General features: G+C 65.4%; 13 protein-coding genes. 6 read left to right on the top strand and 7 right to left on the bottom strand.

Features of this window, described 5'->3' with window-relative positions:
- Positions 1–57: 57 nt before the first annotated feature.
- The 6 genes from PVW46_RS04295 to cysG all read right to left on the bottom strand — a co-directional run bounded on the left by PVW46_RS04295 (position 58) and on the right by cysG (position 5,634).
- Positions 58–924, bottom strand: coding sequence for a ferredoxin--NADP reductase (locus tag PVW46_RS04295; protein WP_069211623.1), 867 nt, complete (start codon positions 922–924; stop codon positions 58–60).
- Between the two features lie 124 nt (positions 925–1,048).
- Positions 1,049–1,438 carry a DUF934 domain-containing protein gene (locus PVW46_RS04290; protein WP_069211624.1) on the bottom strand — a complete coding sequence of 130 codons (390 nt, stop codon included), beginning with the start codon at positions 1,436–1,438 and terminating at the stop codon, positions 1,049–1,051.
- Positions 1,435–2,175, bottom strand: coding sequence for a phosphoadenylyl-sulfate reductase (locus PVW46_RS04285; RefSeq protein WP_229754816.1), 741 nt, complete (start codon positions 2,173–2,175; stop codon positions 1,435–1,437). The genes PVW46_RS04290 and PVW46_RS04285 overlap by 4 nt, the downstream gene beginning before the upstream one ends.
- 55 nt (positions 2,176–2,230) lie before the next feature.
- A complete protein-coding gene (locus tag PVW46_RS04280; protein ID WP_069211626.1) occupies positions 2,231–3,904 on the bottom strand; it encodes a nitrite/sulfite reductase in 1,674 nt (557 codons plus the stop codon).
- 42 nt (positions 3,905–3,946) lie between these two features.
- Positions 3,947–4,246, bottom strand: coding sequence for a DUF2849 domain-containing protein (locus PVW46_RS04275; protein WP_069211627.1), 300 nt, complete (start codon positions 4,244–4,246; stop codon positions 3,947–3,949).
- Positions 4,177–5,634 (bottom strand): siroheme synthase CysG, encoded by a 1,458-nt coding sequence (gene cysG, locus PVW46_RS04270; protein WP_069211628.1) that lies wholly within the window; start codon positions 5,632–5,634, stop codon positions 4,177–4,179. The genes PVW46_RS04275 and cysG overlap by 70 nt, the downstream gene beginning before the upstream one ends.
- Positions 5,635–5,743: 109 nt before the next feature.
- On the opposite strand from cysG, the gene PVW46_RS04265 reads away from it, so the two are divergent.
- The gene (locus PVW46_RS04265; RefSeq protein ID WP_043145361.1) at positions 5,744–6,232 is read left to right on the top strand and encodes an Lrp/AsnC family transcriptional regulator; all 489 of its coding nucleotides are present in this window, start codon (positions 5,744–5,746) and stop codon (positions 6,230–6,232) included.
- 20 nt (positions 6,233–6,252) lie between these two features.
- On the opposite strand, the gene PVW46_RS04260 is transcribed toward PVW46_RS04265, so the two are convergent.
- Entirely contained in the window at positions 6,253–7,428 is a 1,176-nt protein-coding gene (locus PVW46_RS04260; RefSeq protein ID WP_069211629.1) for a cytochrome P450, read from the bottom strand.
- 58 nt (positions 7,429–7,486) lie between these two features.
- Here PVW46_RS04260 and PVW46_RS04255 point away from each other — a divergent pair, with 58 nt between their 5' ends.
- From PVW46_RS04255 to PVW46_RS04235, 5 genes are all read left to right on the top strand, one after another.
- Positions 7,487–9,229, top strand: a complete 1,743-nt coding sequence (locus PVW46_RS04255; protein WP_069211630.1) for a sensor histidine kinase — start codon at positions 7,487–7,489, stop codon at positions 9,227–9,229.
- Positions 9,230–9,305: 76 nt separating this feature from the next.
- The gene (locus PVW46_RS04250; protein WP_043145359.1) at positions 9,306–10,532 is read left to right on the top strand and encodes a sigma-54-dependent transcriptional regulator; all 1,227 of its coding nucleotides are present in this window, start codon (positions 9,306–9,308) and stop codon (positions 10,530–10,532) included.
- 293 nt (positions 10,533–10,825) lie between these two features.
- Complete coding sequence (locus PVW46_RS04245; protein ID WP_043145222.1) at positions 10,826–11,830, top strand: DctP family TRAP transporter solute-binding subunit; 1,005 nt, start codon at positions 10,826–10,828, stop codon at positions 11,828–11,830.
- Between the two features lie 84 nt (positions 11,831–11,914).
- The gene (locus tag PVW46_RS04240; RefSeq protein ID WP_069211631.1) at positions 11,915–12,649 is read left to right on the top strand and encodes a TRAP transporter small permease; all 735 of its coding nucleotides are present in this window, start codon (positions 11,915–11,917) and stop codon (positions 12,647–12,649) included.
- 4 nt (positions 12,650–12,653) lie between these two features.
- Positions 12,654–13,853, top strand: a 1,200-nt coding sequence (locus PVW46_RS04235; protein ID WP_274574823.1) for a TRAP transporter large permease, incomplete at its 3' end; no start/stop codon positions are given.

The following is a 13,853-nucleotide window of genomic DNA, read 5'->3' as shown; positions in this document are numbered from 1 at the left end:
CAATGCAGAAGGGCCGCCCGATGGGGCGGCCCTTTCGCGTTCCAGTGCCGCGCTTTCTCAGTCGAGAAAGGCCTTTTCGACAACGTAGTGCTTGGGGTCGGAGTTCGCCCCTTCTTCCAGCCCGTATTCCTCGAGCATTTCCTTCAGTTCGAGGTTGAAGGCCAGGTTGCCGCAGATCATCGCCCGGTCGGTCTCGGGGGTCAGCGGCGCCACGCCCAGATCCTCGAACGCCTCGCCCGAGCGCATCAGGTCTGTGATGCGGCCCATCTTGGCGCTCTCTTCGCGGGTGGTGGTCGGGTAGTACTTGATCTTCTTCCAGAAGCCTTCGCCGATCACCTCGGCCAGGAGTTCGTCGGTCTTGAGGCTCTCGATGATCTCGCGGCCATAGGTCAGCTCGCCGGCCTCGCGGCAGGTGTGGGTGATGATGACCTCGTCGTAATCCTGGTAGGTCTGCGGCTCGCGCAGCAGCGACGAGAAGGGCGCAAAGCCGGTGCCGGTGGCAAAGAACCACAGCCGCTTGCCCGGCAAGAGCGCGTCATGGACCAGCGTGCCCACGGGCTTGGGGCGCAGGATGATCTGGTCGCCCGGCTTGATGTGCTGCAGTTTCGAGGTCAGCGGGCCGTCCTGCACCTTGATCGAATAGAACTCCAGTTCCTCGTCCCAGGAGGGGGAGGCGATGGAATAGGCACGAAGCAGCGGTTTCTGCTTGCCGGTCTTGGGATCGGGGTCGCCCATCAGGCCGATCATGACAAACTCGCCCGAACGGAACCGCAAGCTCGCGGGGCGCGTGCAGCGGAAGGAAAACAGCCGGTCGGTGTAGTGCTTGACCTCGGTCACGGTCTGGGCGTCCGGCACGGCAAGGGTGCGGGGCGCGCGGGCGGGCTCGGTTGCGGTGGCGTCGGTCACGGGGCTCATCTCTGTCATGTCGTCCTGCCGGCTAGGTAAACCGGCACCTCATATCTAGCTTTGATCTGCATCAGGTGAAAGGCGGCGCAAGGGCGCGGGCCGGGATTGCCCCGGCCTGCGCCCGATAACGTCGCGAAATGCGTCAGGCGGTGCCGCGCATCCGTGCCTGGTAGTCATGGGCTTGCCAGTCGGCGCGGAACACCCATTGGTCCTGCGGCTGGCGTTCGGCCAGCGCCTCGTCGATCTCGACTTCGTCGAAACCGGCGCGCCGGGCCATCGCGTATTGATCCGCGATCACATGCCCGCGCGCCCGCAGGCGGCCCTTGTATCCCCGCAGGCGCAGCAGCCGCGCCAGGGTAAAGCCGCGCCCATCCGCAAAGCTGGGAAAGTCGATCCGGATCATGCCGGTGTCGTCGTCGAAGGCGAGGCTTTCGGGGGCGGTATCGGACGGCAGGTCCTGGGCCGCCGGGCCGTCGAAGTCGCCGTTCCAGTCCTCGGCGTGAAAGCCGTCGTCGCGCACGATGATCGTCATGCCTTTTCTCCTTGTGTCTCGCCGCCTCTGACGGCGCGGCCATCCACGAAATGGATGCCGCATTCTTCCTTGTCCTGCCCGCGCCAGCGGCCCGAGCGGGGATCCTCGCCCGGCGCGACCTTGGACGTGCAGGGTTGGCAGCCGATCGACGGATACCCCTGCGCCACCAGCGGATGCTTGGGCAGGCGGTTTTCCTCCATGTAGGCGCGCACGTCCTCGGGCGTCCAATGGGCCAGCGGGTTCAGCTTGATCCGGCCGGTGCCGTCTTCAAGCTCGAAGAACTCCAGCGCGGCGCGGGTGCCGGACTGGTAGCGCTTGCGCCCGGTGATCCAGCCGTCGTAGCCGTCCAGAGCAGCGTTCAGCGGCTCTGTCTTGCGCAGGGCGCAGCAGGCATCGGTGTCCGACATCCGCAGGGCGCCATAGGGATCGCGCTTGTCCAGCGTTGCCCGGTCGGTGCGGATGATCCGCAGGTTCTCCAGCCGCAGCCGTTCCGCGACCTCCTGCTGGTAGGTCAGGGTCTCCGCGAACAACAGCCGCGTGTCGATGAACAGCACCGGCGTCTTGCGGTCCACCATCGCAACCAGGTGCAACAGGGCCACGGATTCAGCCCCGAAGGAGGACACCAGCGCCAGTTGCCCGGCGTCGGGATCGCTGAGCGCGCCTTCCAGCACCGAGGTGGCGCTGTGGTGGCGATACCGCGCGTTCAGCGCCGCGACCCGTTCGGCGCGGTCGGTCATGTCCTGCCGCGTGCCCTGCGCGGCAGGTCTGGACGGGGTGAAGGCGTTCATGCGCTCAGGCCGCCTCGGACCGCTTGTCGGCCTTCTCGCCGTAGAGCGCCGTCTTGAAGGGCGCCATGCCCAGACGGCGATAGGCCTGAAGGAAGGTTTCTTCGGCGCTGTCGCGGTGGTCGAGATAGGCCTCCACGATGCGTTCGATGGCCGGAACGATTTCCTCGGCTGAAAAGCCGGGGCCGGTGCGGTCGCCCAGGGCGGCGGTTTCGGTGTGGTCGCCGCCAAGGGTGATCTGGTAGTTCTCCACCCCCGCACGGTCCAGACCCAGGATGCCGATGTGGCCGACGTGGTGATGCCCGCAAGCATTGATGCAGCCCGAGATCTTGATCTTCAGGTCGCCGATCTCGTGCTCGATCTTCAGCTCGTCGAAGCGCGTGGCGATCTCCTGCGCGATCGGGATCGAACGGGCGGTCGCCAGGGCGCAGTAATCCATGCCGGGGCAGGCGATGATGTCGGACACCAGCCCGATATTGGCGGTGGCCAGCCCGTGCGATTTCAGTCGCGCGTGGATTTCCGGCAGGTCGTCCTTGTGGACATGCGGCAGGATCACGTTCTGCTCGTGACTGATGCGCAGCTCGTCGTGGCCGAACTCCTGCGCGATGTCGGCCATGACTCTCATCTGGTCCGCCGTGGCGTCGCCGGGCGTTTCGCCATGCGCCTTGAGGCTGATCTGCGCGATGGCATAGCCCTCGGCCTGGTGGTCCGACAGGTTGGTGTCAGCCCAGGCGCGGAAGACCGGATCGTTGTCATAGGCGCGGTCAAAGGCCGAAACAGGGCGTTTCGTGAACGAAGGCGCCGCGAAATGGGTCTTGATCGTCTCGAACAGGTCGAGGTCCGCGCCGTTGAAGGCGGCCTTGGTCTCGGCGAAGCGCGCCTCGACCAGGCGGCGGATTTCGTCGATGCCGTGCTCGTGCACAGTGATCTTGATGCGCGCCTTGTACTTGTTGTCGCGGCGGCCCAACAGGTTCCAGACCGAGACGACGGCCTCGACGTAGGGCAGCAGGTCTTCCTGGGGGACGAACTCGTTGATGATCTTGCCGATCATCGGCGTCCGGCCGAGTCCGCCACCGACCAACACGGCATAGCCGATCTCACCATCCTTTTCGACGATGCGGATGGCCAGGTCATGCGCGGCGGTCACGGCGCGGTCGTTGGGCGACCCGGTGACGGCGATCTTGAACTTGCGCGGCAGGAACTGGAATTCCGGGTGATCGGTCGACCACTGGCGCAGCAGTTCCGCCACCGGGCGCGGATCGGCGATCTCGTCGGCGGCGGCGCCGGCGAAGTGGTCGGCGGTCACGTTGCGGATCGTGTTGCCCGAGGTCTGGATGGCGTGCATCTCGACCTCTGCCAGCGCGTCCAGCATGTCCGGCACGTCCTGCAGCTTTGGCCAGTTGTACTGGATGTTCTGCCGCGTGGTGAAATGGCCATACCCCTTGTCCCAGCGCTCGGTGATATAGGCCAGCTGGCGCATCTGGGCGCTGTTCAGGGTGCCATAGGGGATGGCGACGCGCAGCATGTAGGCGTGCAGCTGCAGGTAGAGGCCGTTCATCAGGCGCAGCGGCTTGAACTCGTCCTCGGTCAGCGACCCGTCGATGCGGCGCTCCACCTGTGCGCGGAACTGGCGGTTGCGTTCCGCCACGAAAGCGGCGTCGAAGTCATTGTATGCGTACATCTGTCGTCTCCTTTGCGCCTCGGCGCGTGGGGTCGGAAATTCTTACAGCTCGGCCTGTTTGCCGTGCGCGTAGTTCGAAGGGCCCTTGCGGCGAAAAGCCTCGCGGAAATGCGTCGGCTCCGGCCCGTTTGCGCCCGGTTCCATGTCGGCGAGGTAGACGCCGACAACCTCCGCGTGCCGCGCGCTGGCCTCGACCAGCCGCAGCTGGGCGTGGGCTTCGTCGGTCAGCAGTTCCGCATCGCGCAGGTCCGCGCTCCAGCGGTCGTCGGCGGTCAGATAGACGACGTCGCCAGCGAGGAGGGCGTTTGCGGTGACGACTTTGGGTGTGAACTTGCGGGCCATTGATATGCCTCCTGATCGAAACTTGTGACGGGAAGGCCATCGCGCGGGGCGAGGCCGTAAAGCATGAGGGCGGGGCCGTCGAAGCTGGCCTCCGCGAGGTCGGTCGAAAGCCGGTCGAGCGTGGTGTCCAGCACCCGTTGGTCGGGGCGCGAGGCATTCTCGACCACGGTGACCGGGGTGTCGGGGGCGGCGCCGTGCATCATCAGCCGGCCTTGCAGGAAGTGCGCGGCGCGCTTGCCCATGTAGATCGCGGCGACCTCGCCGGGGCGGGCCAGGCTGCGCCAGTCGTGATCGGCAAAGCCCTGCATGTCATGGCCGGTCATCACCCGCGCCGAGGCATTGCGCCCGCGTTTGGTGATCGACTGGCCGATCGAGGCGACAGCGGCAGAGGCGGCGGTGATGCCGGGCACCACGTCATAGGAGAGACCCGCGGCCAGCACTGCCTCGATTTCCTCGTCCAGGCGGCCGAAAACGGTGCAGTCACCGCCCTTGAGCCGAACCACCTGCGCGCCTTCGAGGCCGTGCTTGACGATCAGCGCGTCGATGTCTTCCTGCCGGGTGGACGGGCCGAAACCGGTCTTGCCCACGTCGATCATGGTGGCCTCGCGGCGGGCCAGTTCCAGGATCGGCTGCGGCACCAGCCGGTCGTGGATCACCACGTCGGCGGCATCCAACGCCTTGCGCGCCTTCAGCGTCAGCAGGTCTGGGTCGCCGGGACCTGCGCCGACAAAAGAGATATGGCCGGGGCGCTGATCGCGCTCAAGGTGACGGGTCAGAAGGTCGTCCAGCGCCTGATCAACCGCTTCCTCACCCTGGGTGATCGCGCGGGGGCCCGCGTTGAAATAGTAGTCCTGCCAGAAGTCGCGGCGTGCGCGGCCAAAGGGCAGGGCCTCTGCCATCTTGCGGAACGTCTTGCCGATGCGCGCCAGCGTGCCCAGCGTCGCGGGCAGGCGCTCTTCGAGGTCGGCCTTGATCGCGCGGGCCAGCACCGGGGCCGCGCCCTCTGTCCCGATGGCTACGGTCACCGGATCGCGGTCGACGATGGCGGGGGTGATGAACTGGCTGTCCTGCAGGTTGTCGACGACATTGACCAGCGCGCCCTCGGATCGGGCCAGCGCGGCTGCGCGCGCGTCCTCGACCGCATCCTCGTTGGCGCCGTAGAACAGGACGGCGCAAAGCGTGTCGCCCGGTTCCAGCGCACGGGGCACCAGGGTCAGGACACCTTCGGCGGCCCAGGTGATGATCTGACGGTCGGGTTGGGCGGCAAAGACGGTGATCTGCGCCTCTGTCTTGAGGAGCAGGCGCAGCTTGGCCAAAGCGGCATCGCCGCCGCCGGAAACAATCACCCGCCGCCCGGCGAGATCGAGAAAGATCGGGAAGTGCTGCACTTCGGAACTCCTTGCGTCTGCCTTTGATAATAGGAAATTGTCCCCCGTTTTGCCTATGGGGCTGGGAAAGTAAGAACGTATGTTCTACAAGGTCAATGTCGGTGGAGGAATGTTCCAATACTGGCCGAGAGGGAGAACAGCCGTGAAGATCGACGACACGGATCGGAAAATTCTTGCGGAACTGCAGCGCGATGCAGGGCAGTCGCTGGACGAGATCGCCAAGAAAGTGGGCTCTTCCAAGACCCCTGTCTGGAACCGGATTCGCAAGTTGCGCGAGGGCGGGGTGCTGGGTCAGCAGACCGTTGTGCTGGACGCCGAAAAGCTGGGGTTCGAGGCGACGTTCTTTGTCCTGATCCGAACGTCCGAGCACGAGGCGGACTGGCAGGCAAAGTTCCTCAAGGCCCTGCGCGAACGCCCCGAGGTGCAGGAGGCGCACCGGCTGGCGGGCGACATCGACTATATCCTGAAGGTGCGGGTGAAGAATGCCCGCGCCTATGACGTATTCTACCAGGCGCTGATTTCAGAGGTGAAGGTGCACAACGTCACCGCGCTCTTGTCGATGGAAGAGATCAAGGCGACGACGGCGTTGCCCTTGTGACCACGGGCGCTTGGCCTGCGTCACAATGTGCTGACCCGCAGACGTTTCAACCCGTGAAAATGATAGAGGTTGGCGTACTGCGGCGGTTCGGCCAGGCGCAGGGCGGGCAGACGCTCGAACAGGATCGGCAGGGCGATTTGCAGCTCCAGCCGGGCCAGCGGCGCGCCGACACAGAAATGCAGACCGGCGCCGAAACTGGTGTTGGCGCTGATCGGGCGCGCTGGATCAAAACGCGCCGGGTCGGGCCATACCCCGGGGTCGCGGTTGGCGGCGCCCAGCAACAGCGCCACCTGGTCTCCGCGCCGGAAGCGATGCCCGAAAACCTCCACCTCTTCATAGGCGTAGCGCGTGAACATGTGCAGCGGCGGGTCAAAACGCAGGATCTCTTCGACCGTGGTGTCGGCTGACGCCCGCGTGATACCCAGCCCGCGGTCCAACAGGCACTTGATCCCGTTGCCAAGCGTGTGCACCGTCGCCTCGTGGCCCGCGTTCAACAGCAGGATGCAGGTGGTGATCAGTTCCTCGGTCGAGAGCTTCTCGCCATCCTCCTCGGCGGCAATCAGATGCGTGATCAGGTCATCGCCGGGCTGGCTGCGCCGGGTTTCGACATAGCCCTTGAGGAAATCCGAGAACTCCTGCGCCGCGCGCGCGGCACCATCCTCGATCGCGCGGTCGCGGCGGGCCTGGTAGATGGCGACCATCGCGTTCGACCAGGCCAGCAGTTGATCCGCCTGGGCCTCCGGCACCCCCAGCAGGCGGCAGATCACGATGACCGGCAGCGGCTGGCAAAAGCCTGTCAGCAGGTCGCAGTCACCCTCGGGCAGGCGGTCGATCAGGTCATTGGACAATTGCGCGATTTCTGGCCCCAGCGCCTTGATCCGGCGCGAGGTGAAGGCGCGCAGCACCAACCCGCGCAAACGGGTGTGGCGCGGCGGTTCCAGTTCCAGCATGGAATGCGCCTCGACCGCGTAGAAGGGCGCGAGATGCGGCGGGATCGCGGGGGCCTGTTCCGGCGGGATCTCTCGCCCGAAACGGCGGTCGCGCAGGAGTGCGCTGACCGCCCGGTGCGAGACCGCGCAGGGCATCGCGTAGTCCTCCCACCAGGCGAGGTCGTCGGCGCTGCGCAGGCGTTCGTAGAACGGGTAGGGGTCCTGGACGAATCCGGCGTCGGTCGGGTCTTGGGAAAATCGCTGCATGGGGGGATGCTTGGCCCGTCTTGGCAGCACTGGCAAGAGGGGTCTATGATCGTTGGCCATGAGAGACAGACCCACAGCACGCGCGCCCATCGTCGGGCTTTTCCTGGCCGCGGTCGCTGGCCTGGGCTGGATCGTCTGGACAACCAGCTACGCCGAGGCCCTGCGCCAGGTCGAGGCACAGGGCCGGTCTGACCTGAGACTGGCCGCCGACCGGCTGGTGACCGGGTTGCAACGCTACCGGTCGCTTGCGGTGTCGCTCGCCGATCATCCTGCGCTGACCGCGCTGCATGCAGAGGGGGACCGGGCCGCGGCAGAGGCGGTTTTGTTGCGCAACCTGGACCAGACCGGCGCGCTCAATGCCTTTTACGCCGACCGCAATGGGCGCGTTCTGGCCTCTGCCCAAGGCGAAGTGCCTGTCGATCTGGCGGCGCAGCCCTGGTTCCTGCGGGCGGTGAACGGCGCGCTGGGGGCAGACCGGGGCATCAGCGCAGCCGCCGCACGGCGGGCCTATTTCCACGGTGTTCCGAGTTTTGGTCCGGACGGCAAGGTGCGGGGTGTGCTGGTCCTCGTGGCCGACATCGAGGCGCTGGAATGGGAGTGGAGCGGTTCGCGCCCCTCGGTCTTCTTTACCGACGCGTTGAACCAGGTCTTCGTCACCAACCGGTCCGAACTGCTGTTCTGGCAGCGCACCGACCGGGCGATGATCGGTCCCGGGGGCGAGGTCGTCGATGTCCATGCGCGTATGGTCGGCGAACACGAGGTTTGGCACCAACGTCTCAGCCCCTATGTCCCGCGTGCGGCCCTGCACCTTGTCCAGCCGCTGCCGGTGATCGGCCTGACCGGCGAGGCACTGGTGGACGTCGGGCCAGCGCGGCGGCTGGCCTGGTTGCAGACCGCCGTGGTGGCGGTGCTCTGCCTCTTCTTCGGCTCGCTGCTGTTCCTGGCAACAGAGCGGCGGCGCGCGCTCAGCATCGCCAATGCACGGCTGGAAGGCCGGGTCAGGGACCGGACGCAGGACCTGGAACAGGCGAACACGGCGCTGCGGCGCGAGGTATCGGAACGAGAAGAGGCTGAGGCCGCGCTGCGCCGGGCACAGGCGGAACTGGTGGAGGCAGGCAAGTTGAGCGCCCTGGGCCAGATGTCGGCAGGCATCAGCCACGAGCTGAACCAGCCGCTGATGGCGATCGGGCAATTCGCCGAAAACGGCGCCGCCTTCCTGGACAAGGGCAAGCCGGAGAAGGCGCGCGCCAACCTCGACCGGATCGCCGGGCTGGCGGCGCGGGCGGCACGGATCATCAAGAACCTGCGCGCCTTTGCCCGCAACGAGGCAGAGCCGATGGGCAAGGTCGACGTGGTGGCGGTGCTGTCCTCGGCGGTGGAGATGACAGAGGCGCGGTTGAAATCCGACGGCGTGACGCTGCATTGGAACCCGGCAACCTGGCCCGCGCCGATCTGGGTCATGGGGGGCGAGGTGCGCCTGGGTCAGGTTTTCGTCAACCTCATCAACAATGCGGCCGATGCCATGGCGGGGCAGGAGGTCAAGGTGATCGAGATCACGCTGGTGCTGGGCGACAGGTTGGTGGTGCGGGTGCAGGACAGCGGGCCGGGCATTGCCGATCCGGACAAGGTGTTCGAGCCGTTCTATTCGACCAAGCAAGTGGGCGACGGCATGGGGCTGGGCCTGTCTATTTCCTACGGTCTGGTGCAGAGTTTCGGCGGCCGCATCCGCGGCGCCAACACGGAAGCCGGGGCGCTGTTCACGGTCGAGCTGGATTACTGGCGGGCGGAGATGGCCGCGTGAGGACGATGGACGACGCTTGTCCCGTCCTGCAGACGGAACCTCGCCCCGCCCACCGTCCCTTGGGAGGCCGGACATGATGGTCAGCCGCGTGCTGCTGGTCGATGACGATGCCTCGGTTCGCGAGGCGCTGGGGCAGTCCCTGGAACTGGCGGATTTCGACACGCTGACCGCCGGGTCTTTTGTCGAGGCCAAGGACCGGATCCGTCCCGATTTCGACGGGGTGATCGTCTCGGACATCCGGATGCCGGGGCGGGACGGCTTTCACCTGCTGGACTATGCGCACCAGCAGGACCCGGAACTGCCGGTCATCCTGCTGACTGGCGAGGGCGACATTCCGATGGCGGTGCGGGCCATGTCGCAGGGGGCCTTCGACTTTCTGGAAAAACCCTGCAGCCCGGCGGATTTCACGGCCGTCGTGCGCCGGGCCCTGAAGACGCGCGGCCTGGTGCTGGAAAACCGGCGGCTGAAGGCCCAACTGGAAACCGGCGATCCGGCTGCGCGGCTGATTTTCGGCATTTCACCTGCGGCGGAACGCTTGCGCGCCCGCGTGCGCATGGCCGCGCGCGCCGGGACAGAGGCCCTTGTGACAGGTGCGCCCGGCACCGGCATTTCCAAGGTGGCCGAGGTCATTCACCTGGCCTCGCCCCGTGCCAAGGCACCGTTCCAGAAACGCGCCGCATCGGGGCTGGACCGGGCCGAACTGCAGGCCCTCTGGCAAAGTTGCGCCGGTGGGTCGCTGTTCCTCGACGGGATCGGCGGGCTCAGCCAGGACACGCAACTGGCCCTGATCGACCTCATGGAACAGGGCGACACGGTCCTGATCGGGGGCAGCACTCAGGACTTGTCAGTAGCGGCGGAAAAGGGCGAGATGTCCAGTGACCTCTACTACCGGCTCGAGGTCTGCCAGGTCCGTATTCCTTCGTTGTCGGAACGCCCCGAGGACATCCCGGTGTTGTTCCGTCACTATGTCGCCCAGGCCGCCGAACAGGCCGGCCTTGCGCCGCCGGAGATTACCGAGGACCTGATCTCCAGCCTGATGGCGCAGGACTGGCCGGGCAACGCCCGCTCACTGATGAGCACGGCCATGCGCTTTGTGCTGGGATTAGGCGACGTTGCTGCGCCGGAGGGCAGCCTGGGGCTGGCCGAGCGCATGGCTCAGGTCGAGCGATCCCTCCTGATCGAGGCGCTGCGCAAGAACGAGGGGCAGGCACGGCTTGCCGCCGAGGCATTGAAGCTGCCGCGCAAGACCTTTTACGACAAGCTCGCGAAATACGGGCTGAAACCCGAGACCTACCGCGCCTGATGGCGAGTCGCGCCGAAGGGCAGGGGGATTCGCAATCTGCCCGGCAACTGTGCGGATTTCCGCACAGCGAGCGGAAACAGCTGTGCGGAGAATCGCACGACTCGCGGCTCTAGGATGCCGGTTTGGCGAGGAGTTGCATCGTAACAATTGGAATTTGTTTCAGAAAATCGGTGTGGAGGAGTTTCCGATCACGCGCTCTTGATCCGATTCGGAACAGGCGGCTTTCTAAGCGGCATCCGGCGCCTCGAGGAGGGGCGCCGCGAAACTTGCAAAACGTATCTGGGAGGATACCCATGAAAAAGTTTCTGATGACCGCCGCGGCGGCAGCCCTTGTCGTGACAGGTGCCACTGGCGCCCAGGCCGCCTGCGACGAGGGTGAACTTGTCATCAAGTTCAGCCATGTCACCAACACCGACCGTCACCCCAAGGGCATCGCCGCCACCCTGCTGGCCGAGCGCGTGAACGCCGAGATGGACGGCAAGGCCTGCATGGAGGTCTTCCCGAACTCGACCCTCTACAACGATGACCAGGTGCTGGAGGCGATGCTGCAGGGCGACGTCCAGCTGGCCGCGCCCTCGCTGTCGAAATTCGAGCAGTTCACCAAGCAGTTCCGCATCTTCGACCTGCCGTTCATGTTCAAGAACATCGAGGCCGTCGACGGGTTCCAGAACTCCGACACCGGTCAGAAGATGAAGGAATCGATGACCCGTCGCGGTCTGCTGGGCCTGGCCTTCTGGCACAACGGCATGAAACAGATGTCGGCCAACAAGCCGCTGGTTGATCCGGGTGACGCCGAGGGGCTGAAGTTCCGCGTGCAGAACTCCGAAGTGCTCAAGGCGCAGATGGCGGCCCTGGGCGGCAGCCCGCAGCCGATGGCCTTTTCCGAGGTCTACGGTGCGCTGCAGACCGGCGTCGTCGACGGACAGGAAAACACCTGGTCCAACATCTACGGCCAGAAGTTCTTCGAGGTGCAGGACGGCATCACCGAGACCAACCACGGTGTGATCGACTATCTGGTCGTGACCAACGTGGACTGGTGGGAAGGCCTGGACGCGGACGTGCGTGACCAGCTGGCGACCATCATCGCCGAGGTGACCGAGACCCGCAACGCAGAGAGCTTCAAGGTTAACCAGGAAGCCAAGCAGGCCATCATCGACGCGGGCGGCACCGTGCGCGAACTGACGCCTGAGCAGCGCGCGGCCTGGGTCGACACCATGAAGCCGGTCTGGGACGAGTTCGTGAAGGACGTGGGCCAGGACAACATCGACGCAGCACAGGCCATCAACAACGGCATGTAATGGCCTGAGCGCCGAATGCCCGGCCCCCGTGATAGTATGGGGGCCGGTTTTTTTGTACCCGAAACCGGGGCAAGGAGGGGGACCATGTCATCTCATAATCCGCCGAACGGGATGTTCGGACGTTTCATCGACGAACTGGAAGAGACGGTGATCGCGCTCATCCTTGGCGCGATGACGATCATCACTTTCATCAACGTCGTGCTGCGCTACGGCGTGAACAGCAGCTTCGGTCGCTGGCTCGAGGACCTGCTCGGCGTCGACCTGCCCGGTGGCCTGATCTGGGGGCTGGAGGCGACCTCGTTCCTCTTTGCATGGCTGGTGCTGTTCGGGGTCAGCTACGCGGTCAAGAAGACCGCCAACCTGGGCGTGGACGCGGTGCTGAACGTGGTTTCCGCCCCGACACGCAAGGTCATGACCCTGATCGCGGCGGCGGTCTGCATCGGCTATGCCTTCCTGCTGCTCAAGGGCGCCTGGGACTACTGGGCCAACTTTGCCAACCTGCCGCAGACCACGGGCCGCTGGTTCCCCACCGGGTTCGAGGAGATGGGCCGTACCTCTTACCGCTCCTGGTACGAGGTGATCGACATCCCGATGCCCGAGTGGCTGCGCTTTATCGAACCCTGGATCAACGAGGGCGAAGCCTATGAAAAGATCCCGCGGTTCATCCCCTACGTCATCCTGCCCTTCGGCGCGCTGCTGCTGTTTTTCCGGTTTATCCAGGCCACCTTCCGCATCTGGCGCGGCGAAGCCGAGAGCCTGATCGTCAGCCACGAAGCCGAAGACGCGGTCGAAGACGTCGCGCACATGAACAAGGACTGATCCGATGGATGTTGTCATTCTCTTTGGCATGGTGATCGGCCTGATGCTGATCGGTGTGCCGATTGCCGTCTCGCTCGGGTTTTCCTCGATCGTCTTCCTGCTGGTGCTCAGCGACACCTCGCTGGCCTCGATCGCGCAGAGCTTTTTCCAGGCGATGGCCGGGCACTACACGCTCCTGGCGATCCCCTTTTTCATCCTCGCGTCCAGCTTCATGTCGACAGGCGGCGTGGCGCAGCGGATCATCCGCTTTTCCATCGCCTGCGTCGGGCACCTGCCGGGCGGACTTGCCATCGCCGGCGTCTTTGCCTGCATGCTCTTCGCGGCGCTTTCCGGGTCCTCTCCGGCAACGGTGGTCGCCATCGGGTCCATCGTGATCGCCGGGATGCGACAGGTGGGGTATTCCAAGGATTTCGCCGCCGGTGTCATCGCCAACGCGGGCACCCTGGGCATCCTGATCCCGCCGTCGATCGTCATGGTCGTCTATGCGTCGGCCACCGATGTTTCCGTGGGCCGCATGTTCCTGGCAGGGGTCATTCCGGGCCTGATGGCGGGCACCATGCTGATGGCCACGATCCTGATCATCGCCATCATGCACGACCTGCCCAAGGGCGAATGGAAAGGCTGGGGCGAAGTGGCCGAGGCCGGGGGCGATGCGCTCTGGGGGCTCTTGCTGATCGTGATCATCCTGGGCGGCATCTATGGCGGCATCTTCACACCGACAGAGGCGGCGGCGGTCGCGGCGGTCTACGCCTTCGTCATCGCCACCTTCGTCTATCGCGACATGGGGCCGCTTGCGAACAAGGAAGGCGGGCCGAACACGCCGCTGATCCGCAAGCCCATCGCCCTGGTCACCGCCTTCTTCCACAAGGACACCAAGGACACGCTGTTCGAGGCGGGCAAGCTGACGGTTACGCTGATGTTCATCATCGCCAACGCGCTGATCCTGAAACACGTCCTGACCGACGAACAGATCCCGCAGCAGATCGCCTCGGCCATGCTGGACGCCGGGTTCGGCCCGATCATGTTCCTGGTGATCGTCAACGTGATCCTGCTGATCGGCGGTCAGTTCATGGAGCCTTCGGGCCTCCTGGTGATCGTCGCGCCGCTGGTCTTCCCGATTGCGCTGCAACTGGGGATCGACCCGATCCACCTGGGCATCATCATGGTGGTGAACATGGAAATCGGGATGATCACGCCGCCGGTC

The sequence above is a fragment of the Mameliella sp. AT18 genome (genome assembly GCF_028807275.1).
GTDB lineage: Bacteria > Pseudomonadota > Alphaproteobacteria > Rhodobacterales > Rhodobacteraceae > Antarctobacter > Antarctobacter albus.
This window is presented reverse-complemented; position numbering and strand designations above follow the sequence as displayed.

Bases quoted from the DNA above. Each gene is read 5' to 3' on its own strand.
- PVW46_RS04295 (WP_069211623.1), bottom strand. From the start codon at position 924: ATGACAGAGATGAGCCCCGTGACCGACGCCACCGCAACCGAGCCCGCC.
- PVW46_RS04290 (WP_069211624.1), bottom strand. From the start codon at position 1,438: ATGACGATCATCGTGCGCGACGACGGCTTTCACGCCGAGGACTGGAAC.
- PVW46_RS04285 (WP_229754816.1), bottom strand. From the start codon at position 2,175: ATGACCGACCGCGCCGAACGGGTCGCGGCGCTGAACGCGCGGTATCGC.
- PVW46_RS04280 (WP_069211626.1), bottom strand. From the start codon at position 3,904: ATGTACGCATACAATGACTTCGACGCCGCTTTCGTGGCGGAACGCAAC.
- PVW46_RS04275 (WP_069211627.1), bottom strand. From the start codon at position 4,246: ATGGCCCGCAAGTTCACACCCAAAGTCGTCACCGCAAACGCCCTCCTC.
- PVW46_RS04265 (WP_043145361.1), top strand. From the start codon at position 5,744: ATGTTCCAATACTGGCCGAGAGGGAGAACAGCCGTGAAGATCGACGAC.
- PVW46_RS04260 (WP_069211629.1), bottom strand. From the start codon at position 7,428: ATGCAGCGATTTTCCCAAGACCCGACCGACGCCGGATTCGTCCAGGAC.
- PVW46_RS04255 (WP_069211630.1), top strand. From the start codon at position 7,487: ATGAGAGACAGACCCACAGCACGCGCGCCCATCGTCGGGCTTTTCCTG.
- PVW46_RS04250 (WP_043145359.1), top strand. From the start codon at position 9,306: ATGGTCAGCCGCGTGCTGCTGGTCGATGACGATGCCTCGGTTCGCGAG.
- PVW46_RS04245 (WP_043145222.1), top strand. From the start codon at position 10,826: ATGAAAAAGTTTCTGATGACCGCCGCGGCGGCAGCCCTTGTCGTGACA.
- PVW46_RS04240 (WP_069211631.1), top strand. From the start codon at position 11,915: ATGTCATCTCATAATCCGCCGAACGGGATGTTCGGACGTTTCATCGAC.